This window comes from Sphaerotilus hippei (assembly GCF_003201595.1).
GTDB classification, from domain to species: Bacteria; Pseudomonadota; Gammaproteobacteria; order Burkholderiales; family Burkholderiaceae_C; genus Sphaerotilus; species Sphaerotilus hippei.
In genome coordinates this window covers 12,394-36,957 of record NZ_QJJS01000011.1, presented here as the reverse complement: position 1 = coordinate 36,957, position 24,564 = coordinate 12,394, and the positions used below count along the sequence as shown (strand labels likewise).

Annotated in this window: 21 protein-coding genes and 1 tRNA gene; 12 read left to right on the top strand and 10 right to left on the bottom strand. The window is 67.4% G+C overall.

What is annotated here, in order from left to right; translation table 11 throughout:
- Positions 1–15: 15 nt before the first annotated feature.
- The 3 genes from epsF to C7444_RS12545 form a co-directional block, all read right to left on the bottom strand.
- Entirely contained in the window at positions 16–1,437 is a 1,422-nt protein-coding gene (gene epsF, locus C7444_RS12555) for a chain length determinant protein EpsF (protein ID WP_110401200.1), read from the bottom strand.
- Between the two features lie 19 nt (positions 1,438–1,456).
- Positions 1,457–2,359 (bottom strand): polysaccharide export protein EpsE, encoded by a 903-nt coding sequence (gene epsE / locus C7444_RS12550; protein ID WP_245909543.1) that lies wholly within the window; start codon positions 2,357–2,359, stop codon positions 1,457–1,459.
- Between the two features lie 70 nt (positions 2,360–2,429).
- The gene (locus C7444_RS12545; RefSeq protein ID WP_245909542.1) at positions 2,430–3,359 is read right to left on the bottom strand and encodes an EpsD family peptidyl-prolyl cis-trans isomerase; all 930 of its coding nucleotides are present in this window, start codon (positions 3,357–3,359) and stop codon (positions 2,430–2,432) included.
- 829 nt (positions 3,360–4,188) lie between these two features.
- On the opposite strand from C7444_RS12545, the gene C7444_RS12540 reads away from it, so the two are divergent.
- Both C7444_RS12540 and C7444_RS12535 read left to right on the top strand, forming a co-directional pair.
- Positions 4,189–4,518 (top strand): helix-turn-helix transcriptional regulator, encoded by a 330-nt coding sequence (locus C7444_RS12540; RefSeq protein ID WP_211317544.1) that lies wholly within the window; start codon positions 4,189–4,191, stop codon positions 4,516–4,518.
- Positions 4,511–5,761 carry a type II toxin-antitoxin system HipA family toxin gene (locus tag C7444_RS12535; RefSeq protein WP_110401199.1) on the top strand — a complete coding sequence of 417 codons (1,251 nt, stop codon included), beginning with the start codon at positions 4,511–4,513 and terminating at the stop codon, positions 5,759–5,761. Before C7444_RS12540 ends, C7444_RS12535 begins: the two co-directional genes overlap by 8 nt.
- Positions 5,762–5,882: 121 nt before the next feature.
- Here C7444_RS12535 and C7444_RS12530 read toward each other — a convergent pair whose 3' ends face one another.
- From C7444_RS12530 to C7444_RS12510, 5 genes are read right to left on the bottom strand one after another with little or no spacing between them, the layout of a single operon-like run.
- Positions 5,883–7,229 (bottom strand): hypothetical protein, encoded by a 1,347-nt coding sequence (locus C7444_RS12530; protein WP_146219393.1) that lies wholly within the window; start codon positions 7,227–7,229, stop codon positions 5,883–5,885.
- Between the two features lie 46 nt (positions 7,230–7,275).
- On the bottom strand, positions 7,276–8,472 hold the full coding sequence (locus C7444_RS12525) for a DUF3322 domain-containing protein (protein WP_110401197.1): 1,197 nt from the start codon (positions 8,470–8,472) through the stop codon (positions 7,276–7,278).
- Positions 8,447–11,821, bottom strand: coding sequence for an ATP-binding protein (locus C7444_RS12520; protein WP_245909541.1), 3,375 nt, complete (start codon positions 11,819–11,821; stop codon positions 8,447–8,449). The genes C7444_RS12525 and C7444_RS12520 overlap by 26 nt, the downstream gene beginning before the upstream one ends.
- 8 nt (positions 11,822–11,829) lie before the next feature.
- The gene (locus tag C7444_RS12515) at positions 11,830–12,591 is read right to left on the bottom strand and encodes a DUF4194 domain-containing protein (protein ID WP_245909540.1); all 762 of its coding nucleotides are present in this window, start codon (positions 12,589–12,591) and stop codon (positions 11,830–11,832) included.
- Entirely contained in the window at positions 12,575–14,038 is a 1,464-nt protein-coding gene (locus C7444_RS12510) for a DUF3375 domain-containing protein (protein ID WP_259372558.1), read from the bottom strand. The genes C7444_RS12515 and C7444_RS12510 overlap by 17 nt, the downstream gene beginning before the upstream one ends.
- Before the next feature lie 170 nt (positions 14,039–14,208).
- On the opposite strand from C7444_RS12510, the gene C7444_RS12505 reads away from it, so the two are divergent.
- The 3 genes from C7444_RS12505 (at position 14,209) to C7444_RS12495 (ending at position 15,873) form a co-directional block, all read left to right on the top strand.
- On the top strand, positions 14,209–15,123 hold the full coding sequence (locus tag C7444_RS12505; RefSeq protein WP_110401196.1) for a helix-turn-helix transcriptional regulator: 915 nt from the start codon (positions 14,209–14,211) through the stop codon (positions 15,121–15,123).
- 103 nt (positions 15,124–15,226) lie between these two features.
- Positions 15,227–15,451, top strand: a complete 225-nt coding sequence (locus C7444_RS12500) for an AbrB/MazE/SpoVT family DNA-binding domain-containing protein (RefSeq protein ID WP_110401282.1) — start codon at positions 15,227–15,229, stop codon at positions 15,449–15,451.
- Positions 15,448–15,873: a PIN domain-containing protein gene (locus C7444_RS12495; protein ID WP_110401195.1), complete on the top strand. Its 426-nt coding sequence runs from the start codon at positions 15,448–15,450 to the stop codon at positions 15,871–15,873. Before C7444_RS12500 ends, C7444_RS12495 begins: the two co-directional genes overlap by 4 nt.
- Positions 15,874–16,109: 236 nt before the next feature.
- Here the strand turns inward: C7444_RS12495 and C7444_RS12490 are convergent.
- Together C7444_RS12490 and C7444_RS12485 are read right to left on the bottom strand one after the other, a co-directional pair.
- Positions 16,110–16,199, bottom strand: a tRNA-Ser gene (locus tag C7444_RS12490).
- Between the two features lie 52 nt (positions 16,200–16,251).
- Positions 16,252–17,073 (bottom strand): symmetrical bis(5'-nucleosyl)-tetraphosphatase, encoded by an 822-nt coding sequence (locus tag C7444_RS12485; RefSeq protein ID WP_110401194.1) that lies wholly within the window; start codon positions 17,071–17,073, stop codon positions 16,252–16,254.
- 61 nt (positions 17,074–17,134) lie between these two features.
- Here C7444_RS12485 and C7444_RS12480 point away from each other — a divergent pair, with 61 nt between their 5' ends.
- From C7444_RS12480 to C7444_RS12450, 7 genes are all read left to right on the top strand, one after another.
- Positions 17,135–18,442 carry a hemolysin family protein gene (locus C7444_RS12480; protein WP_110401193.1) on the top strand — a complete coding sequence of 436 codons (1,308 nt, stop codon included), beginning with the start codon at positions 17,135–17,137 and terminating at the stop codon, positions 18,440–18,442.
- Positions 18,435–19,169, top strand: coding sequence for a SapC family protein (locus C7444_RS12475; RefSeq protein WP_110401192.1), 735 nt, complete (start codon positions 18,435–18,437; stop codon positions 19,167–19,169). Before C7444_RS12480 ends, C7444_RS12475 begins: the two co-directional genes overlap by 8 nt.
- 20 nt (positions 19,170–19,189) lie before the next feature.
- Positions 19,190–20,470, top strand: a complete 1,281-nt coding sequence (locus tag C7444_RS12470; RefSeq protein WP_110401191.1) for a nucleotide sugar dehydrogenase — start codon at positions 19,190–19,192, stop codon at positions 20,468–20,470.
- Between the two features lie 111 nt (positions 20,471–20,581).
- Entirely contained in the window at positions 20,582–21,475 is an 894-nt protein-coding gene (locus C7444_RS12465; RefSeq protein ID WP_110401190.1) for a decaprenyl-phosphate phosphoribosyltransferase, read from the top strand.
- A complete protein-coding gene (locus C7444_RS12460; protein WP_110401189.1) occupies positions 21,475–22,464 on the top strand; it encodes a lysylphosphatidylglycerol synthase transmembrane domain-containing protein in 990 nt (329 codons plus the stop codon). Before C7444_RS12465 ends, C7444_RS12460 begins: the two co-directional genes overlap by 1 nt.
- Positions 22,465–22,474: 10 nt before the next feature.
- Positions 22,475–23,773: an FAD-binding oxidoreductase gene (locus C7444_RS12455; protein WP_110401188.1), complete on the top strand. Its 1,299-nt coding sequence runs from the start codon at positions 22,475–22,477 to the stop codon at positions 23,771–23,773.
- Positions 23,770–24,540, top strand: a complete 771-nt coding sequence (locus tag C7444_RS12450; RefSeq protein ID WP_110401187.1) for an SDR family oxidoreductase — start codon at positions 23,770–23,772, stop codon at positions 24,538–24,540. Before C7444_RS12455 ends, C7444_RS12450 begins: the two co-directional genes overlap by 4 nt.
- Positions 24,541–24,564 lie beyond the last annotated feature (24 nt).

Sequence of the window (24,564 nt, the reverse complement as noted above, 5' to 3'; positions counted from 1 at the left end):
GTCGATCGAGGGGGGTCAGTGGCTCTGCTGCGGCAGGCGGGCCATCACCTGGCCCGGCAGCATCAGCCGGCCGGACGACTGGCCCAGCAGGCCCGTCGTCGGACGCGGCACGACCCCCAGCACCGGCAGGCCGAGCGAGCCGGACAGGTCGTCGAGCGTGCGCACGCGCCGATCGAAGAATTCGCGCAGCACCACGAAGCCGGGCGCCAGCAGCAGGCCGGCCACCAGCGACAGCAGACCGATCAGCAGCACCTTCGGGCCCGACGGCGACGACGGCTCGGTGGCCGCGGTCAGCAGCGTGATGTTGGTCTGGTTCATCTGGCTCTCGAGGCTGGACTGGGTGTAGCGGGCCGCCACGGCGTCGTAGCCGCGCTGCGCGCTCTCGACCTCGCGCACCATCAGCATCGCCTCGTCGCGCTGCTCCTTCATCTTGAGCACCTTGGCGCGCTGGGCTTCCAGCGAGGTCTTGAGCTCGACCTCGCGGGCCCGGTTGACGGTGTCGTTGACCGTCACGCTGCCGCGCACGCGGCGGGACTCGGTCTCGATGCGGCGCTGCATCTCGCCGATGCTGGCCTTGAGCTCGACCACCTGCGGGTGCGAGTCGCCCAGCCGGGCGCTGAGCTCCTGCAGACGTGCCTCCTGGCGCGACTGGTCGCTGCGCAGGCCGGCGACGACCGAGTTGTTCAGCACTTCCTGCAGCTGGTCCCCGCCCTGCGTGGCCGCGGCATTGCGGCTGCGGGACTCGGCGGCGACCGCCTGCAGGCCCACCAGCTGGGCGCTCAGGTCCGCCAGGCGCTGGTTCTCGATGTCCAGCCGCTCGTCGGTGGCCAGGATGCCGTTCTGCTTCTGGTAGACGCTCAGCTTGGTCTGGGCCGCCTCGAGCTTGTCGCGCAAGGCCTTGATGCGCTCGTCGAAGAAGCTCGCGTACTGCTTGGCCGGCGCGACCCGCAGCTCCAGGCTGGTCTCGATGTAGGACTGCACGAAGGCATTGGCCATCACCGTGGCGAACTTCGGATCCGCCGCGGTGTAGGTCACGCTCATGACGTTGCTGTCACGCCCCGGCACCACCACCAGCTTCTGGCCCAGCAGATCACCCGCCCAGGACTCGAAGTTGCCGGCGCCCCCGGTGCTGTCGCGCCATTGCTGGCGCAGCTGCGGGTTGTTGCCGAGCTTGAGCTCGCGCACCACGCGCTGGGCCACCCGGTCGCTCTTGATGATGTCCACCTGCGTGGACATCGACACCGCCGTGTTGGCCGACTGCATCATGGCCCCCAGGATCGGATCCGGCTTCACGTCGACCACCACCGCCGCCGTGGCGGTGAACTGCTGAGGCAGCATCAGCGCAAAACCGAGCGCCAGGCCGACGGTGCCCAGCAGGACCGCCAGGGCGGCCTTCCAGCGGGCACGCAGGATGGAGAGAAACTGGGGGAAGCTCATCGGGGTGCGCCTTCCAGGCTTAGAACAGGCTTTCCTGCACGTAGACCACGTCACCCGGCAGCACCGGGTCGGTCATGGCCGGCTGGAACACGTTGATCGCGCCGGACGCGTCACGGCGGTGGACCTTCAGGCCCTTGGCCGTGCCACGCTGGGTCAGGCCGCCACCGGTGGCCAGCGCCTGCAGCACCGTCATGTCGCGCTCGAGGCGGAACGTGCCGGGACGCTGCACTTCACCGTAGATGTAGATCATCGGCATGCGGTCGACGTAGAGCGTGTCGCCGTCCAGGATCACCGGATCCTCGATGCCGGCCGACTTCGCGCCGGTGAACAGCGCGCCGATGTCGACCTCCTTGCGGAAAGGCTTGCCCCCGCGCATGCCGCTGAGCACCGCGATGTCGCTGCCGCTGACCAGGGCGCCCCCGGCGGTGGCCAGCAGCTCGCTCACGCGCATGCCGCTGACCTCGATCGGGAAACGGCCCGGGCGGTTGACCATGCCCAGCACGCTGGCCTGGTTGCCGCGCACCTGCGTGACCATCAGCGTGATCTGCGGCTGGCGCACGTAGTTGCCGCTGCGCAGCCCGTCGGCGATCAGCGCCTCGGCCTTCGTGATCGACAGGCCACCCAGGCGGACCTGGCCCAGCAGCGGGTAGCTGATGGTGCCCGACTCGGACACGCGGGTCTCGAGCGTCAGGTCCGGGTTCTGGAACACCATCACGCGCACGACGTCGCCGGCACCGATCACGTAGTCCTTCTTCGCATCGGCCTGGGCGGCGACCCCCTGGGCGGCGGCCGACACCGGCTGGAGCATCGGCGCGGCGCCGATCACCAGCGCGGCCAGGGCTCCGGCACAGCGCCGGGACCACACGGCGCCCGGGCGCTTCGGTGCGGCAGGGGCTGCCGTCAGGGTGGATTCAGGCGTCATGAGGGCTTCCTCGAAGTGAGCAGTGTGGCGAGTCGATTGAGTCATGGCGTGGCGCGGAGCGAGCGTGGGTTCATTTCAGGCCCGACAGGCCCTTCTGGAGGTCCGTGGCGTCGAGCGCTTCCGAGGCTGCCGCTGCGGCCGGCAGCAGCGAGGCCGGCTCTTCCGCAGCGGATGCGGATACGTTAGCAGATGCAACACCGCCACTGAATTGGCCAAGATACTCGATCTTGGCGGCCTCGCGCAGACGCTTCATCTCGTCGACGGCCAACTTGCGCTTTTTGTCATTCACAAGGAAGGAAGTGATCGCCGCCTTGGCCTGCGCCTCGCTCACCGGAGCCGATTTCGCCGCATTGAGCACCAGCACGTTGATGCCCACCGGCGTCACGTTGGACATCGCCTGGCCTTCGCCCATCGTCGACAGCTTGCCCAGCAGCGCCGTCGGCACGGACTCGGCAGGCACCGTGCTGGGGCGCGCCGCGAACTTGACGCCGGCCGCACGCAGCTGCGCGGCCAGGGCGTCCGCCCCCTTCACGCCATTGAACTGGGCCGCCAGGGCCTCCTTCTGGGCCTTGTCGCCACCGGCCTCGATGTTGAACTCGACCAGCGAATAGACACGGCGCTGGGAGAACAGCGCCGGGCGGGACGCGTAGAACTGGCTGATCTCGGCGTCCGTCGGCTTCTCGACGCCACCGGTGAGCTTGTCCATGTAGGCGCGCGACAGGATCTCGCGGCGGGCCGCCTCGATGGCCATCACCGTGCGCGGATCCCGGTCGAGCTTCTGCTCGACGGCCTGCTGCACGGCCAGCTCCTGGTCGACCAGGCCTTCGAGCACACGCTTGCTGGCCGCCTGGGCCTGTTCGGGTTTCAGATTGGGCTGGCGCTGCAGCACGAAGTTGATCTGGTGGACCGAGATCTCTTCCTTGTTGACCTTGGCCGCGACCTGCGTGGCGCCGCCTTCCTTGCCACCGCCGCAAGCCACCAGGGCCACTGCCGCAGCCACCAGGCCCAGTCCGCGAACCAGGCGCAGGGACGAAGAGAGATTGACCTGGCGAGCGCGGGCAACGCCGCCTTGAGATGAGACCGACATCATGTGGAACTTGCTCCCGTGGCCCGTGGGTCGCGGAAATCAAGCGAGCGACCCGGGCCGGTGTTGAGGTTGTGTGCCTGTGTATGGCCAAACCAGTTTAGCGGGGTCAACCCTGATGCCCGCCCCCGACATGAAGGGGTAAAGGGGCACTGCAGGACACAGCGTTAAGTCTGCACGGCAGGCTCACCGCGTGAGCGAGCGCAGGCGCTCGGAACAGGCGGGGATCGATCTGGAGCCGACCCAAAACAAGCCAGCTTTCTGGCCGAGCGAGGCGCTCAACCACCTCCCGGACCCACTGACCTGGTCAACGTTCTGTGAGCGTACACCGTCATCGACCTGATGAAGAACGGCATGAACGTCTCAACGGGGCCGTGGCGAGGTGGCGCCCGCCCTGCGAACCGTTGGCCGCGGCGCAGCCTGGCAGGCAACCAGATTGTGTTTGACAAGGGTCTACAAGCCGTCTGCACTCCTTGCAGAAGGGACGCTGACGTCACCGACCCATGGACGCAATGGTGATCAGTCGCCGGACGAGTCACATCGGTCAGGGACTGTTTTTGGCTCTGTTCGCGTGAACTGCGGACGGCTTCGGGAGCCGTCGGCCAAAGCCAACAGTGACGCGCTGCCCGGCGTCCGCAGTGGCGCGAGGCGTCCGAGGCCGGCAACCCTACGGCACTCGACGGTTGCCTTCTTTTTGCGCCTCATTAAATGGACAAAGAAAGCCGATTTGCCTAAAATATGTGGCATGGCAAAGGAATCACATCCCTCTTTCCCATCTGTGCTCAAGCAGATGCGCGCCTTCGGCGAGCGCTTGCAGATGGCACGCCTGAGGCGTGAACTGACGACGGTTCAGTTCTCCGAACGTGTAGGCGTCTCGCGCGAAACCATTCGTCGCTTGGAGCAGGGCGACCCCACCATCGCCATCGGAACGTACATGCGCGCGCTGCGCGTCCTTGGACTGGACCAGGACATCAACACGTTGGCGAGCGATGACGTACTCGGAAAAAAGCTGCAGGACGTAGCCATGCTCAAAGTGCAACGGACCCGCGTGGTCGTGAAGGACAAACGTGGCTAAGGCACGCAATTCCTACGAGGTGCACCTCGACGCCCCTGAGCTGTGTGTCCCGCAGCGGGTGGGCGCGTTGCATCGCCACGACGTACGCACCGACCTCGCTGCCTCGTTCGAATACGACGCCACGTGGCTCGCGAGCCAGAACAAGTTCATGCTGGACCCGAGGCTGGACCTCTACGCAGGAGAGCAGCACGTACTGCCGCCTGCGGCGGCTTTCGGTGTGCTGATGGATTCGGCACCGGACCGCTGGGGGCGGGTGCTGCTGGAGCGCAGGGAAGCCGCCGTAGCGGAGCGCGAAAATCGCAAACCACGCCCGTTCCAGGAAATGGACTTCCTGCTCGGGGTGCTTGACGAGACTCGCCTCGGTGGCCTGAGATTCCGCAAGGCAAGCGGGCCGTTTCTTGACAACGGCAAGTTCGGTGCGCCGCCGGCGACAGCGCTGGCGGAACTCGCAGAAATCAGCCGTCGCATCGAAGAGCCGGGGGCCGAAAAGCTCCCGGAGTACGAGCGTTGGCTGGCGATGCTCATCGCGCCGGGCACCTCCCTTGGCGGTGCGCGTCCGAAGGCGAACTTTGTCGACCTGAACAAACGTCTTTGGATTGCCAAGTTCCCTTCGAACGAAGACCGTCACGACTGGGGCGGATGGGAGTACCTCGTTAATCGACTCGCCCATCGCGCTGGCCTCGACGTGCCGGACGCCCGTCTTGAGCGGCTGTCAGCCCCGTACGGGACCTTCTGCTCGGCACGGTTTGACCGCAAGCCCGCGGGGCGCCGAATGTACTCGTCGGCCATGACCCTGCTGGAGCGGCGCGATGGCGAAGAAGGAGGGAGCTACCTCGACATCGCCGAATTCATCTCCGACAACGGCGCTCAGGGGTCGGTCGACGCTGACCTGAAAGAACTATTTCGCCGGGTGCTGTTCAATGTCCTCGTGGGCAACCGCGACGACCACCTGCGCAATCACGGCTTCCTGCGCTTGCCCACGGGCTGGCACCTCGCGCCGGCGTTCGACATGAACCCCAACTTGGCCAAGACATCCCATGCCCTCACGCTCGACGGCGCCAACGCCGAGCCAAGCATCGACGCAGTGATGCGTACCGCCGAACTTTACCGACTGACCGCGGGCAATGCCAAGGTACTACTGGCCGACATCAAAGCCGCCGTGGCCGAATGGAAGGAGGACGCCATCAAGCTCGCGCTGCCCAACAGCGAAATCCGCCGGATGGAGTCTGTGTTCATGGTGTGAGACGTCCCCGGGCTTGTGCTGCAGGCCGCCGGCCTGGCTGTTGCGCACTGCGTGCTGGGCGTTGCACTTCGGGCAGCCAGAGCGCTGCACGAACCGGTCTTCGACGTTGGCCGTTGCCCGGTCAAGGGCGAACCCGGTGCCAAGATGCGCCAACACCGACGACCTGACCTCGCTCGCCCGGCGCCTTCCAGCGCAGGAGCTGGTCCAACGGGTTGTCGTTCCCGACCAGCTCTTTGGCGAGCGCGATGCGGTGGAGCAACCGTTGGCGCTCATCGCCATCGAGCTGCTGGGCGGAGCGCTCCACCTCGGCAAGGTACTCGGCGATGACCCGGGCCTCATCCCATGCGGCGATGGCAGCCATCAGGTCCTTCCGGGCTTCCTGGCGTCGCTTTTCTTGGAGCGCATGAGCTTCCGCTTCGCGGCGTCGGCGGTCTTCTTCTTCCCACTTTCTTCGCTCTTCCTCGGCCTTTATCCTCGCCGCCTCGATTTGCGCCGAAAGCCTCGGGCCGGCGGCTTCGAGCTCCCGGACGATGTCAGGCACCATTGACGCGAACTGCCCCGGCTTGGCCTCGGACCACTGCTGCACCCAAGTCACCCGCCACGCTGGGCAGTACGCCTGAAGTCGAAGACGCTTGGACGCCCGTTCCTGGGTCGTCGTCCAGTACCTTGACTGCTCGTACCGACGCAGCTGTGCCGGCGACAAGCTGCTGACCGGAACGTAGGTGCTGTCGCCGACGTACTGCATTTCTGTCGCTTCGGTCATCTCGAACAGCGTCAGGCCGATGGGTTCTTCCCCGATGTACACCAGCGTTGGCCGTTCTGGGGACCAAGCACTCCGAACGTAGTGGCCCTTCAGGGGGGCCTCGCGCAGGTCAACCTCAGTGCGGCGCAACTGCCCGCCATGTGGAGCAATCGTCACCCGATGGCCGCGGGCGGTCAGCGCCTGGAACAGTTGGTCGGCAGCACCCATCGCCGCATCCAGTCCTTCCTTCGATGAGAGGATGTCGACCAACAGCCGCTTGAACGGGCGCAGGATGCCCGTGTCACTGTCACGCGTCTTCGCGAAGTGCGACTTTACGCCGACCAGGAGCGGGTGGCACTTCTCGACAAGGCGGGGCTCGCGCGGACGCCGTTGCACGGTTTTCCCAGGGACCGAGGAACGGGCGTCGTCCACCGACACAGCGCTCTTCGCCCGGCAGCCAGCTTCACGCTCGTTCTTGCCGATGACGGCACCCGGCTGCCACTCGGTGACGTCCCCTGGTCTCGACTTCGGCAGCGCAGGCCGCTCCGGCGCTTTGCCGAACTCCAGCTTCGCCCAGTAGCCACGGGGCGGCCGGGGTACTCGAAGCTCCGTGCAGACCCGCGCCATGTAACTCGACGACACCCCGAGGCGCTCGCCGATTCTCAGCATGGGCTCTTGCCAGACCATGTCGAAGAGCTGCTCCCGCGTCACCGTGCCGTGGTCCAAGACGTCATCGACCGGGTGGCTCACACCCGTGCGCACTCTTCCTATTTCAAGCATTTGCCCGGTGCTGTCTCGCTTGCTCAACGGTTGCCTGCAGGGCATCCATGGCATCGGGCCATGTGATGCGTTCCTGCTCGAGGCGAATCTTCGCGCCCCAGCGGCCTGAGCGCAGGCCGTCGAACACTTCGCGTTCCTCCGGGGTCAGTTCCGCAAGCTCAGCGTCCGCATGCTGCGCTGGCTCTTGAACCGTCAGCTCGGCGTACCGCTCGAGCGTGGCCACATCCATCATCACCGACCGTGCCGATGGGAAGATTCTTCGAGCGAGCGCCAGGATGGCGAGTCCGTGGGTGTCGATGTCGCCCCAGTACACCGCAGGACATTTCCTCAGCCAGGGAATCGCCTCCAACGCTGACACCGCACCGCCCAAGCGCATGAACGCAACCACCCCGTCCATGTCGGGAAGCGCCACGCCCGTTTCCTGGTTCTCGACCATCAAAAACACCTGCGGCACAAGCTGTAGAGACGCCAGTTCCTCCACCGGCGCCTCGATGTCCCGCAGTCCACCGACCTGAGCCCGCAGGGCGGGGCACAAGACCCGCATGCGTACCCGATGGGGCATGCGAGCCAGGCCGCAGGCCGCGTAGAAGTCCGTCTCGACCTCGCCGCCACGAAGCAATCCCAGCAGGTCCACGATGAGGCCCCGGCGCTTCTGCAGCCACTTGGTGTCCACCCCTTCGAGAGGCAGTTGCCGCACGTACAGACCCGATGCCGGTTGGGCGAGTATCCAGGCCAGAACAGTCTGGAGCCGAGCGTAGTCCGCCTCGGCATAGTCGGCCAGCACGTCGAAGTAGCGTGCCAATCCTCTGCGCTCCTGGAACTGCGGCCAGCGTGACACCAGGTCGGTGTGACGCTGGACCGCCCGCTGCCAGCGCCGCTCCTGCCCGCACCAAGCGGCAACTTCTTCGGCCCCCCGCAGGACGACCGTGGATGGCAGCGTCTGCGAGCCAAGGCGCATGTACTTGCGCGACTCCTGGCGCAGCTCGCCGGTGCCGCGCCAGTTTGTCCATGCATCGACCCACTGGCGCACCGCCGAAACGTCAGCGGTGAAATCCGCTTCCGTGGGGACGCCGAGGCTGACTTCCAGGGGCCATTCACCGGAGCCTTCGAGCCAGGCGCGATGCTGGTTGTTGTACCGGCGGATGAGCCAGTCCTTGACCTGGTCAGGCGTCAGCAGCTTCTTCGACATCGTCCGTGCCCGTGGTCAACAGGAGGCGTTTGGCCTGGATGTCGTAGTCGATGGGGATGGCACAGGAGGTCTTGCGGTCCTTGATGTGGATGAAGCAGGCTCCGCCGATGAAGGGTTCGAGCGTCATCACCGACTTCAGCGGCGTGGCGACAACCATCTGGAAGCCGAAGGTCTTGAAGATGTTCATGGCCATGGTCGTGAACTCGGCGTCGGCCTTGTCGAAGGCCTCGTCCAGGAACACCGTCGAGAAGCGGGGCAGCGCGCGGTCCTGTCCACCCAGCTGATAGCGCAGCGCCGCCGCCAGACAGGTCGCTGCCAGCTTCTGCCGCTGACCGCCAGACTTACCTGCGCCACTGCGGTAGACCTCCACCTCCTTGCCAAATTCGTTGAGCTCGCGGGCGACGAACTCCACGTGCTGCCGGACGTCCAGGACCAGCGCACGCCAGTTCTTGTCGGCCGTCTCCTGGCTGGCCAGCCGCTTGACCAGGCTGCTGATGACCTCGAACCGCTGTTCGGCTTCCTTCGCATTGGTCGTCAACATGTTGCTGAGGGCGCTCTTGAGGGTCTGCTTGAAAGCAACCACGTCCTCCAGCAGCTTTTCTTGCGTCTCGATGACCAGGTGCGTGTTGGGCCCGAAGGGCGCTGTCGCCAGACTCTCGTTGACGAGCGTCATGCGGTCCCGAATCGCCTTGCGCTCCTGGTCCAGCTGCGTCTGCAGCATGGTCAGGTTCTGGGCGCTCTGGTCGCGCAACAGCTCCAGGAAGCGCTGCTCGTACTTCGGCAGCCCGTCCGTTTCCAGGCGCATCAGCTTGGCGAAGAAGTCGGGCGCGCTGGCCATCTTGGGGTCCAGGCCGCCCGAGTCGGCCGGCCACAGACGCACGAAATCCGCCAGGCGACGCTCGATGCTGTTTTCAAGTTGAAGGATGCGCTGGCTTGCCTCACGCTCGTCGATGTTGATGCCACGAACGACCTGCGTGGTGGCGTTGTCGAGCGTCTCCCAGGTCATGTCCGGCAGGTAGCGGGCGTACCGCTCGTCGAGACCACGCCGCTGGAAGGGCGTGAGCTCGACCATCAAGAGTTCCGGGCGGAGCGTCTCGATGCGTCGCTGCAGGTCCTGGAGCTTGAGCTTCTCAGCAGACATGCGCCCCAGGTAGTCGCTGCAGGCGCGCCGGGCCCGGTTGTGCAGGGTCTCCTGCGACTTGATGTCGTCGTCCAGCCGGGCAAGGTCCGGGCGCGCAGCCTTCTCGCGGTCGATGCGCTCCTTCAAGGCATCGATAGAGCCGATGGCCGAGTTCACGTCGACCTCGTCCCACTCGGTGTTCGCCAACTGGGTGTAGGCCTTCAACCGTTCACGCTCGGTGGACTCTTCGGTCTTCGCCGCCTCGAGCGCCTTGCGCAGGTCTTCAATCTGCTGAGACAGCCGGTGAGCTTCCTCCTTGAAGTGGGCGAGCTTGGCGGCGTTGTCGAAGCCCAGCACCCAGCGGCTCGGGTCGTCGACCCGGTGGCGGTCGTTCTTCTCGTGCCGAGTGCTGTTGTGCTTGACCTGACCTTCGCGGGTGATGGCGCGAGAGGCTGCGCGGAAGGCATGGACCGTTTCCGCGCAGTCATAGTCGAAGTGCGACTTGAGCTCATCCTTGACCCAGTCGGCCTGCGGCGCATTGGCGAAGTTGAGCTTGAGAATCAGGGAGTTCTGGCTGGGGCTGCGAGGCGCGGACGCCTGCGACATCGTCCGGAAGTAGACGACCCGCTCACCGACGTTCGTCTCGTTCAGGTAGGCCGCGACCTGGGCGTAGTGGCGGTCCTCGACCAACAGCGATTGCGCGAAGCCGTTGAGCACCCGCTCGATGGCACCGCGCCACGGTGCCTCGTCCTTGCGGACTTCGATGAGTTCGCCCACGAACGGCAGGCGTTCCTCGGCGATGCCCAGCGCGTGGGCCATCCGCTCGCGCACCGCCAGCATTCGGGCCGGGATGTTCGAGCGCTGGCGTTCGAGGGACTTGACCTCGGTGACGACCTGCTGGAACTGGGCTGCGACCTCATCGGACTGTTTGCGCAGCTTGTAGGTTTTGTCCGCTTGCTGCTCGCGTTTGGAATCAGCTTCGTGCAGGGCCGTCCTGGCCGCGTCCTTGCGCCGGGTGAACCACACCGCGCTATCGGGCGGTGCCCAGCCCAGGATGCCGCACGCGGCGTGAACCGTCTCGCGTTTGGCGACCCGCTTGTGCCGGGTGGTCTCGGCAGCCTCCAACTGGGCAGACAGGTCCTCCAGCAGACTGCCGCCCATGCCGCTGCGCTGGTCCTGCAGCGAGCGCAGCTTCGCAAACTCGTTTTTCTCGACCCCGTCCAGGCGGGCCGCTTCGTGGACCATACCGGCCAGGTCGGTCTGCTGTTCCGCGACGGCTTCATCGAGCAGACGCTTGCGCGTCTGCTCCTTGTATTTGTCCACGCCGGCCGACAGCTCGTCGAGTTCGTTCTTGGAGAGGCGCGCTTTCTCACGCTCCTGCGCCTCTTCCTGGGCAGGCTTGAGCGTCTCGATTTGCTGTCGTGCCGAGACCACCGCACGGTGGGCCTCGTTCAGCTCGGCGAACTGGTCAACGAGTTTTTCGGCCAGCTTGAAGGTCTCCGGCTGCTCCAGCATGAAGTCGCGCATGAACTCGTTCAGGTCACCCAGGTTCTTGGCGGCCTGGGTCTTGTGCAGCAGGCGCAGGGCCCGTTCGCTTTCGATGCCAAGCAGCCGCCGGAAGCGCTCTTGGTAAGCGCTGAACTCATCCCGGACGAAGGCGTCGGGCAGGTCGAACTTGAAGCGCCGGACGTCGAAGTCGTGCTCGGGAAAGAACTGCAGCTCCTGCAGGTCCAGTTCGCGTTCGAGCACCAGATAGAGCCGCTTCACGTCGGACAGGCTGGTCGACTTGCCGCGCACCCAGAGCACCTGGGCCAGCACGACGACACGCCCGTTGCCGTCACGGTAGGTTTCCGCGACGGCTGTCCAGGTGGTGTCGGAGCGCAGGAACTGGGAGGCGTACTCGCCTGAGTCGGTGGTCTGCTGGGCCCAGGCACCGCGGACATAGGTCAGCAGGTTGCGGTCCTTGCTGCGCTTCTCGGCCTCTCGCGCTGCGACGTTGAAGTCGACCCACTTCGGCGGGGTGGTCAGCGAAGCATGGGCATCCAGGACGGTCGACTTGCCGGAACCGGAGGGACCGACGAACAGATAGCCCTGCTCGGCGATGTTCAGGCGCAGCAGCCCCTGGAAGGTGCCCCAGTTGAAGAGCTGAATCTGGCGCAGCCTCATCTGGTCGCGTTCGCCCGCGTCAGCGGGCGGCTCGTCCATCGGGAAGAGGCTCTGGGTGGTCATGACCGCGCTCACTCGAGTACCTCCTCGTCGCCGTCGTCGACCCCAGGCGAGGTGGCGAGGCCCTCATGGCTGGCGCTCGTGCTGGCAGCGTCGAGGGTGCCTTCGGATGGCTGCCCCCCGGCTTGGGCAATGGCCGTGTACGAATGCGCCAGGGCCTGTATCTCCTCGGCCGGAAACAACAGCTTGAGCGTCGGCGAAATCTCGAAGCGCTCATCGCCCCCACGGAGCTTGTGCAGCAGGCTCAGCTTCTTGGCCTTCTCGAGCGCGTTCTCCATCTGCCGTTCGAAGCGAGCATGGTCCACGTTCTTGTCCCGCTCGAAGACCCGCAGGTGCTCGACCACCTCGGTCTTGGAGACCACGGCACGCTCGCCCTGGGCGTCCGCATGCGTCAGGCGTTGACGCAGGAACAAGACCAGCGCCGACTCAAGAAAGGTGAGCGCGGCGCGGCGCAGCAGGACCGGTGCGTCGATGTTGTCAGCGACCACCTGGCGGGTGAAGGCAACCTTCTGCTCGCGGTCGACGACGAGGTCGAGGAACAGGTCGTGCAGCCGGGAGCGCAGGATGGCCTCGTCACGCAACAGCACGAGCCACAGCTTGGACTGTCGATGACCATCGACGGAAGGGCCGAGCAGCAACTGCACGAGCGCTCGGCGAGTTTCGAGTGCCAACTGACCCATGTCACCTGCGAAGGCTGCGGCCGCGTCGCTCGATGGGGCGGATTCCGCCTGGTCGACGTGGTCCTCGGCCACGGGCTCACTGGAATAGTTCAAGGAACCTCTCCCTCAGGAAATAGATGGCCGGGACGTGGGCACTGCGGTGCTCACCGTCCTTGCCTTGCCAGCAAACTTGTTGGATGGCATCGGTCACTTCCCCATGCTTGGCACCGAGCGCAACGTAGCCCACCACCGAGCCGAAGCCCTGCTCGGCCGGGAAGCGTGTGAGCACGTCGGCAATGGACGCCTGCGACGTGTCGACGAGCACGGCCTTGATGTTCTCGCGCAGGGTGCGGAAGTCGATTTCGGAGTGCCGCACCAGTTCTTCGACGTCTTCGATGCGCCAGTGCGATGGCGCCGCGTCGTCCATGCTGGCGTCCGGCACCCGCAGATTCGGGTCGTACAGGCCCCACTGCGCGACCGAGCGAATGCGGCTGCTGGTCAGCGACAGGTCGAAGTTCATCAGCTCGTTGGCACGGACATGGTCCCGCGCGGCAAGGGCGGCCAGCTGGGCTTGTTTCAGCAGCGCATGCAGACGGCGCTGCTCCTGGAACTCCCGGCTTTGCACGAAGCTCTTGAGGCTGCGCGCGAACTGCTGCAGCACTTCGTGCACCTCACCGCCTTCGGCCATCAGCGTCGCGGTCAACGACTGCAGGAAGCGGCGTTCTCGCACGTCCAGGCGACGCGCGAATCCGCGGCTGGTGACGGCATCCAGGGCTTCGGTCAGCGCAAAAGACTGCTCGCCGTCGGTCAGCAGGCGCCAGAACGCCGTGAAGGTGCGCCCCGGGTCGCTCTCTGCAATCAGGTCCACGCCGGCGAACAGGTGCTCCAGCACGTCGCCTCGGCTGCCGTCGTTTTCCATCAGGCTCTGGCGCAACTCTCGGTTGAGCCGGTCGAAGGCGTCGCGAACATTTCGAAAGTCGGCCGCCAGGTCCTGGGCGAGCGCGATGACCTCTCGTGCGCGCTCAACCGCACGGTCCTCCGGCAAGGTCTTCACGCCTCCGCGCCGAACCGCAGCGATTTCCTGGTCGATGCGCTCGCGCTCGGCCATCAGTGCAGCCAGCCGAGTCTGGGGGTTCGCGTCCGTCTCCTCAGCGAGGCGAATCACCTGCTGCATCACGTTGGCCAACCGGCTCTCGGTCGCCGCCGTGCGGGGGCGTTGGATGCTGTTGACCAGGCGCAGCGCGGTGGCCGCGTCGGCGGTGAGCTCATAGACCTCCTCGGACGCCCCCGCCGGAAATCGCCGGGTGAGCCAGCCTTGGGCCAGCCAGTCAGCGGTGTAGGCCTGCGCCGCCTGAGGGAGCATGTGCCCCTGCCCGCGCAAGGCGTCGATGTCCCGGGTGAGCCGCTCAAACAGGACGGACCCTGGCAGCACCTTGTCCTCTTGCATGAAGAGTGAGTTCAGCATGGCCAGCACCACCGGACCCAGGTCGGCGGCCAGGAGCTTCCACACGCGCCCTTCACGCAGCGCTTGGTAGGCCTCTGAGGTGCGGAGTACCTTCACAGCGCTCACCCTTGGTGGCCGTGAACCTGGCGCCCGAGTGGGCCGCGCGGAATCGAGCGTCCTTCCAACGTCATCTCCCTGATTTGCTCTGAGTTCGCTTGCTTGCACGCCCATTATGGGCATAGTTTTTAGATGCGTCTACTCTATAGACGTGTGCAACAATCAAACCCATGCGAACACCGCCCGCCGCACCGCCCGCGAAGCAGGTGCCCAACCCAGAGCCTCGAGCCGTGTCGCGCTGGGGGCAGGACCGACGCCTGGAGTTCATCGACTTTCGCCTGCGGTGGGACGGCCGCCTCAACAGGTCGGACCTCATTGGATTCTTCGGCATCTCGGTGCCGCAGGCGTCGCTCGACATCGCGAGGTACACCGAACTGGCCCCCGCCAACCTGGTGTACGACCGCAGTGCACGGGTCTACGTCAGTGGCAGCCAGTTCGTACCGTTGTACCCGGGCTCCAGCTCCTCCCACTACCTCAACGAACTGTTGGCATCCGAGGTCGGGCTGCTCACGACGGAGACCTCTTTCATCGGCTGGCGGCCGCCCGTGGGGTTCGTCCCAAGTCCCGGTCGTGCCATCCGTGCGGACACACTGGTGCCGCTGCTGCGCGCCATTCGCGAGGGGCGTGGCATTCGTGCGCGATACCAGTCCATGTCGCGCCCGGAGCCCCAGGAACGCAGGCTGACGCCGCACGCGCTGGCGCACGACGGTTTTCGGTGGCATGTGCGCGCCCACTGCGACTCCAGAGCCGAGTTCAGGGACTTCGTCATCGCTCGGATGGGCGATGTTCAGTTGGACGAGCCCTCAGGGCCAGGTTCGGCTGGCGACACTGCCTGGAACACGATGACCGAACTGGTCCTGGTCCCCAACCCCAAGCTCTCTCTACCGCACCGTCGTGCGCTCGAGGTCGACTACGGCATGGTGGACGGCGAAGCGCGGATGCAGTGCCGCGAGGCGCTGGTGTTCTACGTGCTCCGGCATCTTGGGCTTCACGTCGACCTGTCGGAGCACCCCGAGAGTCAACAGGTGGTGCTCAAGGACAAGTCGCAAGTGGTCAAGTACTTAGCCCCTACGTTCTTCGCATAGTGCCCGGGCACGAAACGACAAGCCTTGTTGACAGTCCCGTTGACTTGGCTCCATCCATGCATTACGGTTTCTGCAGTCGTAATACTTTCAGATGAGGAAGACCATGGCTGACCCCACAACGCTGACAAGCAAAGGCCAAGTCACCGTGCCCCGTGAAATCCGGGACCGCCTCGGACTGAAAGCAGGCGACAAGCTGACGTTCACGCTGCTGAGCGATGGCACCGTCATCATGCGGGCCAAGACCAAACGGCTGGCGGACCTGGCGGGTTTGCTCACCCGGCCCGGTCAGCCGAAGGTCGCGGTCGAGGACATGAATCCGTTCCAATGAGCGTCGCCATTGACACCAACGTCCTGGTTCGGCTGCTCGTCCAGGATGACGAAGCGCAGTTCGCCGCAGCCCGTCGTCTGGTCGATGAAGCCGCGAAGGCCGATGAGCCCGTCCTCATCATGCTCTGTGCGTTGCTGGAGACCGAGTGGGTGCTGCGAAGCCGATACAAGCTCGACAAGGAGGCCATCGCGGGGGCCTTCGCGCAACTGCTCGAAAGCGGCGATGTCGAGTTCGAACACGAACCCACGGTCGAAGAAGCTCTGCACATTTGGAGCCAACAGTCGCGAGCTGACTTTGCCGATTGCCTGCTCAGCGCGAGGGCGGTTCATCTGGGCCGGTCAAGGTTCCTGACCTTCGACGTCGGCGCCTCCAAGCTACCGAGGGCTGAACTGCTGCTCGACAGAACGGCCCCGACCTGGTAGCCCTCATTACTGTTGAGGGTGGTTCCGGCAATGGGGGCACGCAGATGCGTGAGATCAACGCCATCACCGAGTCCGGCCTGCGCGTCGATCATCGCCCGGACGGGCTGGGGTCGTCATTGGCGACCCCAGCTCCAACGGTTACGACCAATGCACCCCCTCGAAACGGGCTCAATCGGCCGAAGTGGGCCGGGATGTGGGGAGGCACCCACTCGAGGCCCGTTCTCCATAGGGGGATTTGGCGGAGACGGTGAGATTCGAACTCACGGACGGCTCACACCGTCGGCAGTTTTCAAGACTGCTGCCTTAAACCACTCGGCCACATCTCCTGGAAGGCGCGCATTGTGGCAGATTTGCGCCGCTCCGGAAGGGGTGGCCGGCTCAGCCGGGCGCCTGCGCCTGGGCACAACGCACGCTGATCAGCTCGCGGCGGCCACCGTCGACGCGGGCGGCGGTCAGCGCGCCGCCCCAGACGCAGCCGGTGTCCAGCGCCAGCAGGTCCGCACGCTCGATCAGCCCCAGCGTCGACCAGTGGCCGAAGGCCACCGGCACGCCGGCGGTCAGGCGCCCCGGCGCCTCGAACCACGGGAACAGCCCGGCCGGCGCCGCCCCCGCACCTTCCTTGAGCTTGAAGTCCATCGTGCCGTCGGCCTGGCAGAAGCGCATCCGGGTCAGCACGTTGACCACCAGGCGCAGGCGGTCGGAGCCGGCCAGGTCCTCGCTCCAGCGGGCCGGCTCGTTGCCGTACATCACCGACAGGAAGGCCTGCAGGTCGGCACCACGCAGCATCGCCTCCACCTCCCCGGCCAGCTCGAGCGTGCGCTCGGCGGTCCACTGCGGCACCAGGCCGGCATGCACCATCAGCCAGCCATGGGCGCGCACCGCCAGGTGCTGGTGGCGCAGCCAGTGGATCCAGGCGTCGCGCCGCGGGCTGTCGAGGATGGGCGCGAGCGTGTCGCCGCGGTGCACCTTGCGCACGCCGTGGGCCACCGCCAGCAGGTGCAGGTCGTGGTTGCCCAGCAGGCAGGTGGCCGCGTCGCCCAGGCCGGCCAGCCGCTCGAGCACCTGCAGCGAGGCCGGCCCGCGGTTGACCAGGTCGCCCAGTGCATACAGGCGGTCCCGCGAGGGGGAAAAGTCCAGCTCCGCGAGCAGCCGGTCCAGCGCGTCGCAACAGCCTTGAAGGTCACCGAGCAGATAGATCATGAGGGGGATTCTGCTACGCTCGGCGCACCTCAAACGATGGTGCGGCCCCGCCGTGCCTGCCATGGACTTAGCGATACTGATCTTCCTGATCCTTCTCAACGGCCTGTTCGCCATGTCGGAGATGGCCCTGGCCTCGAGCCGCAAGGCCCGCCTGCAGGTGCTGGTCGAAGGCGGCGATGCCGGTGCCCGTGCCGCGCTGGCCCTGCACGACAACCCGACGCAGTTCCTGTCGACGGTGCAGATCGGCATCACCTCGATCGGCGTGCTCAACGGCATCGTCGGCGAAGCGGCCTTCTCGCCGCCGCTGGCGCGCTGGCTGACCGAGACCTTCAGCATCCCCGACACCATCACCGACGTGACCGCCACCGGCCTGGTCGTCGTGATCATCACCTTCCTGACCATCATCTTCGGCGAACTCGTGCCCAAGCGGGTGGGCCAGATGTACCCCGAGACCGTCGCGCGCCGCATGGCGCTGCCGATGAACTGGCTGTCGATGGCCGCGCGCCCCTTCGTCAAGCTGCTGTCGGGCTCGACCCAGGCCATCCTGACGCTGCTGGGCGCACGCGACACCGGCGGGCGCGGCGTCACCGAGGAGGAGATCGCCGCCAGCCTCGAGGAAGGCGTGGACGCCGGCGTGATCGAGGAGCACGAGCACCAGATGGTGCGCAACGTCTTCCGCCTCGACGATCGCCAGGTCGGCTCGATGATGATTCCCCGCGGCGACATCGCCTGGCTCGACATCACCGCCTCCCGCGAGGAGATCCTCGCCGAGCTGGCCGAGCACGGCCACGCGCGTTATCCGGTCTGCCGCGACGGGCTCGATGACGTGCTGGGCGTCGTCACCGCACAGCACCTGCTGATGCAGCTGGCCCGCAGCAGCGACCTGTCGCTGCAGGACGCGCTGCAGCCTGCCGTCTTCGTGCCCGAGACGCTGTCGGGCATGGAGCTGCTCGAGCATTTCCGCGCCTCGGCCGTGCAGATGGTCTTCGTCGTCGACGAGTACGGCGTCGTGCAGGGCACGATCACGCTGCGCGACGTGCTCGAGACCATCACCGGCGAGTTCCTGCCCAGGGAGAACGGCGAGTCCTGGGCGGTGCAGCGCGAGGACGGCTCCTGGCTGATGGACGGCCTGATCCCCACGCACGAGCTCAAGGACCGCCTGCACCTCAAGCAGCTGCCCGACGAGGACCGCGGCCGCTACAACACCCTGGCCGGCATGGTGATGCTGCTGCTCGGACGCCTGCCGCAGACCACCGACGTGATCGAGTGGGACGGCTGGCGCTTCGAGGTCGTCGACCTCGACGGCAAGCGGGTCGACAAGCTGCTGGTCAGCCGCCTCCACCCTGCCGAAGAGAACCACCATGACTGATCCCCAGCTCTACCGCCAGCTCACCCTGCTCGACCGCGACCGCCACGCGCCGCTGCGCATCACGCCGGTGCAGGACTGGCGCTTCGTGCGCGGCCTCAACGCGGTGTCGGTCACGGTGGCCGAATTCCTCGACGTGGCCCGCGAGTACCCGATCGCCTTCGTGCCGGTCGAGCACGGCGCCGACGGCCAGCCGCAGATCACGCCGGTGGCGCTGCTGAGCCTGCGCGCCAACGACAACGCCTACGTCGGCCCCGACGGCGGCTGGACCGCCCGCTACCTGCCCGCCTTCCTGCGCCGCTACCCGTTCACCTACGTGCGCAACGACGTCGACGGCCTGAGCGTCGCGCTCGACGACGGCTGGGCCGGCTACAGCACCACCGAAGGCGAGCGCCTGTTCGACGACGCCGGCCAGCCCAGCGACTACCTGCAGGCCATGGTGCAGCTGCTCGACCGCTTCGAGGAAGACAGCGTGCGCACGCGGGCGCTGTGCGCGCGCCTGGTCCAGCTCGAGCTGCTGCGCAGCGGCGAGGTCAAGGGCCGGCTCGACAACGGCATGGACGTCAACGCCGCGGGCTTCTTCATGGTCGACGAGGCCAAGCTGCAGGCCCTGCCCGACGAGGTCGTGCTCGAGCTGCACCGCAGCGGCGCGCTCGCGCTGATCCACGCCCACCTGCTGTCCATGGGCCAGGTGCAGGCCGTGGCCGACCGCCTGATCCAGCGCGGCTGATCCCTGAAAGAAGACACAACGTGACGACTGTTGCCGTGATCGGCGTGGGCTATGTGGGCCTGCCGCTGGTGGTGGAGTTTGGCAAGCACCTGCCCACCATCGGCTTCGACATCGCCGAGGACAAGATCGCCCGCTGCCGCGCCGGCACCGACCCCTCGCGCGAGATCCCCGACGCCGAGATGGCGCTGGCCACCCACGCCCGCTACACCAGCGAGCCGGCCCAGCTGGCCGCGGCCGACTTCATCATCGTGGCCGTGCCCACGCCGGTCGACGCCGCGCGCATCCCCGACTTCGGCCCGCTGATCGGCGCCAGCCGCGCGATCGGCCCGCACCTCAGGAAGGGCGCGACGGTGATCTACGAGTCGACCGTCTACCCCGGCGCGACCGAGGAGGTCTGCATCCCGGTGCTCGAGCAGACCTCGGGCCTGGTGTGGAAGCGCGACTTCTTCGTCGGCTACAGCCCCGAGCGCATCAACCCCGGCGACCGCGAACACCGGCTCACCAACGTCATCAAGGTGGTGGCCGGCGACACGCCCGCCACGCTCGAGCAGGTCGCCCGGCTCTACGAGACCATCGTCGAGCCGGGCGTGCACCGCTGCAGCAGCATCAAGGCCGCCGAGGCCTGCAAGGTGATCGAGAACACCCAGCGCGACCTCAACATCGCGCTGATGAACGAGCTGTCGATCATCTTCGACAAGATCGGCATCGACACCACCGAGGTGCTCGAGGCGGCCGGCACGAAGTGGAACTTCCTGCCCTTCCGCCCGGGGCTGGTGGGCGGGCACTGCATCGGCGTCGACCCCTACTACCTGACGCACAAGGCCGAGATGCTGGGCTACCACCCGCAGGTCATCCTGGCCGGGCGGCGCATCAACGACGGCATGGGCAAGGTCATCGCCGAGCAGACCATCAAGCAGATGATCGCCGCGGGCAGCTACATCAAGGGCGCGCGGGTCAACCTGCTGGGCCTGACCTTCAAGGAGAACTGCGCCGACCTGCGCAACAGCAAGGTGGTCGACATCATCACCGAGCTGAAGAGCTACGGCGCCGAGGTCTTCGTGCACGACCCCGAAGCCGATGCCGACGAGGCCATGCACGAGTACGGCGTGCGCCTGCTCGACTGGGACGAACTGCCGCGCGCCGACGCCATCGTCGCCGCGGTCGCGCACCGCCGCTTCCAGCAGCTGGGCGCCGAGGACTTCAGCCGCAAGCTGGTCAAGGGCGGCTGCTTCATCGACGTCAAGGCCGCCTTCGGCCAGGCGGGGCTGACGGCGGCCGGCCTGCGCGTCTGGCGGCTCTGAGACCCCGCGGGGCGCTCGCCGCCCCGCTCCGCGCGATCCGATGGATCGACGGACTCCCCACTGTTGAAACAACTGGATACACTTTCAGCCATCAACAGAGGGAGTCTCCGCGTGCAAGCCACCCGTCCGTCCATCGGGATCTACCCGGCGGCCCTCGCCCTGCTGCGCCCGCACCAGTGGGTCAAGAACGGCTTCGTGCTGCTCGGGCTGATCTTCGCCCACCAGTGGCACGACGCGTCGCTGGTGCAGTCGGTCGGCCTGGTCTTCATCGCGTTCTGCGCGATGGCCAGCGCGGTCTACGTCTACAACGACCTGATCGACGTCGAGGCCGACCGGCACCACCCCGGCAAATGCCACCGCCCGATCGCCAGCGGCGCCATCCAACCGGTGGTGGCTCGTGCGCTGGGCCTGGCGCTGGCCGCCACGGCGCTGCTGGCCGCCGGGGCCGCCTCGCTGACCGCGCTGGCGCTGGTCACGTGTTACGCGGTGATGAACATCGCCTACACCCACCGGCTCAAGCACATGGTCATCGTCGACGTGTTCGTGATCTCGGCCGGCTTCATGCTGCGCATCCTGATCGGCACGCTCGGCGTGGGCATCCCGCCCTCGTCGTGGCTGCTGCTGTGCGGCATGATGATCACGCTCTTCCTGGGCTTCGCCAAGCGCAAGGCCGAGCTGCTGGTCTGCGAGGCCAGCGGCACCCCGGCGCGCCGGGTGCTCGCGCACTACCGGCCCGAGGTGCTCGACCAGCTGCTGGCCATGACCGGCGGCTGCTCGGTGCTGGCCTACGCGCTCTACACCGTCAGCCCCGAGACCGTCGCGCTGCACGGCACCGACCGGCTGATCTACACCGTGCCCTTCCTGCTCTACGGCATCTGCCGCTACCTGTTCCTGCTGCATGGCAAGGGCCACGGCCAGGACACCGCGCGTGACCTGTTCTCCGACTGCCACCTGGTGCTGATGCTGCCGCTGTGGCTGGTCACGACCCTGCTGATCATCGCCTGATGCCCCCCGCCCTGAACCCGCGCCACTGGCGCGCCGTCATCCTGTCGGTGGCCGCCGCCGCCTGCGGCTACCTGGCGTTCTCGCTCTGGGGCGGCTGGCACGAGGTGCTGGCCTCGGTGGGCCGCGTCGGCTGGGGCGGCGTGGCGCTGCTGCTGGCGCTGTCGGCGCTCAACTACGGCCTGCGCTTCCTGCGCTGGCAGCTCTACCTGCGCACCCTCGGCCACCCGCAGCCGTGGCGGCCCAGCCTGCTGATCTACATCGGCGGCTTCGCGCTGACCACCACCCCCGGCAAGGCCGGCGAGGCGCTGCGCTCGCTGTTCCTGAAGACGCGCGGCATGCCCTTCGGCCCCAGCATGGCCGCCTTCCTCAGCGAGCGCCTGTCGGACCTGCTGGCCATCGTGCTGCTGTGCCTGCTGGGGGTCGGCCTGTCGGCCCGCCACCCCGGCCTGCAGGCGCTGGTGCTCGTCGCGGTGGCGCTGCTGGCCCTCAGCTTCCTGCTGATCGCCCAGGGCCGGTTGCTGCAGCGCTGGCAGGCCCGCGCGCAGCAAGGCCGTTCGCGGCTCGCCCGGGGCCTGGCGCAGGGACTGAGCCTGCTGGCCAGCGCCCGCACCTGCCACCGCCCGTCGGTGCTGCTGGTGGCCACCGCGCTCAGCCTGGTCGCCTGGTCGGCCGAGGCCTGGGCCTTCCACCGGCTGCTGGGCATGCTCGGGGGCAGCCCGTCCATGGCCTTCTCGTTTTCCGTCTACGCCATCGGCATGCTGGCCGGCGCGCTCAGCTTCCTGCCCGGCGGGCTGGGCGGCACCGAGGCCACCATGGTCGGCCTGCTGCTGATGAGCGGCCTGTCGCAGCCGGTCGCGGTGGTCGCCACCGTGCTGATCCGCTTGACCACGCTGTGGTTCGCGGTCGCGCTGGGCCTGGCCGCGCTGCTGCGGCTGCTGCGACGGGCGCCGACCGAACCCGCCGAGCCGGCGGCGCCGGCCCGCGCATGAGCGCCACGGCATGAGCGTCACGTCCTGGGGCCGCTGGCCACGCTGCACCCCCGCGCTCGAACGGCAGCTGCACGACCGCGACGCGCCCCTGCCGCGTGGTGAAGGCGCCGGCCTGCTGCCCCACGGCCTGGGCCGCAGCTACGGCGACGTCGCGCTGAACCATCACGGCACGGTGCTGCACACCCGCGGGCTCGACCGCTTCATCGACTTCGACCGTGCCACCGGCGTGCTGCGGGCCGAGGCCGGGGTCTCGCTCGACCAGATCCTGCGCCTGGTCGTGCCCCAGGGCTGGTTCCTCGCGGTCACGCCCGGCACCCGCTTCGTCACGCTGGGCGGCGCGCTGGCCAACGACGTGCATGGCAAGAACCACCACCGCGCCGGCAGCTTCGGCTGCCATGTGCGCGCCTTCGAGCTGCAGCGCTCCGACGGCTCGCGCCGCCGCTGCAGCCCCGCCGAACACGCCGACTGGTACGCCGCCACCATCGGCGGCCTGGGCCTGACCGGCCTGGTCACCTGGGTCGAGATCCAGCTGGTGCCCATCAGCCAGCCCTGGCTGTGGGTGCACCACCGCCGCTTCGGCCACCTCGACGACTACTGGGCGCTCGACGCCGAGTTCGGCAGCCGCCACGAGCATTCGGTCGCCTGGGTCGACTGCCTGCACGGCGGGCGGGGCATCCACTCGGCCGGCGACTTCGTCGGCGCGCAGGCCGAGCTGCCGCGGCACCGCAGCGCGAAGCGGCGTTTTCCGTTCGACCCACCGGTGTCGCTGGTCAACGGCCCGAGCCTGCGGGCCTTCAACGCCGCCTACTACCACCGCCCCCTCGCGGCCCAGGGCCTGCAGCACTTCGAGCCCTTCTTCTACCCGCTCGACGCGGTGCAGGACTGGAACCGCGTCTACGGCCGCGCCGGCTTCTTCCAGTACCAGTGCGTGCTGCCGCGCCCGGCCATGCGCGAAGGCGCGGCCGAGCTGTTGCGGCGCATCGGCCGCAGCGGCCAGGGCTCGTTCCTGGCGGTGTTCAAGACCTTCGGCGAGCGCCGCTCGCCGGGCCTGCTGTCCTTTCCCCGTCCGGGTGCGACACTCGCGCTCGACTTCCCCCACCGCGGCGAGGCCACGCTGGCCCTGCTGCGCGAACTCGACGCGGTCGTGACCGACGCGGGAGGCGCGCTCTACCCCGCCAAGGACGCCCGCATGGGTCCGGCGCTGTTCCGGCTCGGCTACCCGCGACTCGACACCTTCGTGCCCTACATCGACCCGGTCTTCTCGTCGTCCTTCTGGCGGCGGGTCACCGCCTCCGGACCCGCACCATGAGCGCACCCGCCCCAGGCTCCCGCATCGTCATCTTCGGCGCCACCTCGGCCATCGCCCACGCCACCGCGCGGCTGTGGGTCCAGCGGGGCGCCCACCTGTACCTGATCGGCCGCCACACCGCCCGGCTGCAGGCCGCGGTCGACGACCTGCGGGTGCGGGCCGGCGCCCAGGGCGCCGGGCACATCCATTTCGCCCGGGCCGACCTCGACCTGCTCGAGCACCACCAGATGCTGATCGACGCGGCCACCCGCGCGCTCGGCGGCATCGACACCGTGCTGATCGCCCAGGGCAGCCTGCCCGACCAGGCCGCCTGCGAGGCCGACCCCGCGCTGGCCCAGCGCGAGATGCACACCAACGCGCTCGCGCCCATCCACCTGGCCAGCCGCCTCGCCACCCAGCTGCAGGCCCAGGGCCACGGCTGCATCGTGGTCATCTCCTCGGTGGCCGGCGAGCGCGGGCGCCAGTCCAACTACGTCTACGGCGCGGCCAAGGGCATGCTCACGCTCTTCCTGCAGGGGCTGCGCAACCGCCTGCAGCCCCACGGCGTGCAGGTGCTGACGATCAAGCCCGGTTTCGTCGACACGCCGATGACCGCCGCCTTCGACAAGAAGGGCCCGCTGTGGGCCACCCCCGAGCAGATCGCCCGCGGCATCGTGCGCGCCATCGACCAGCGCCGCGACGTCGCCTACCTGCCTGGCTTCTGGCGCCCCGTCATGGCCATCATCCGCGCCATTCCCGAAAGCCTCTTCAAGCGGCTCAAGCTCTGAGCCGCCGAACCCCGAGCCCGCTCA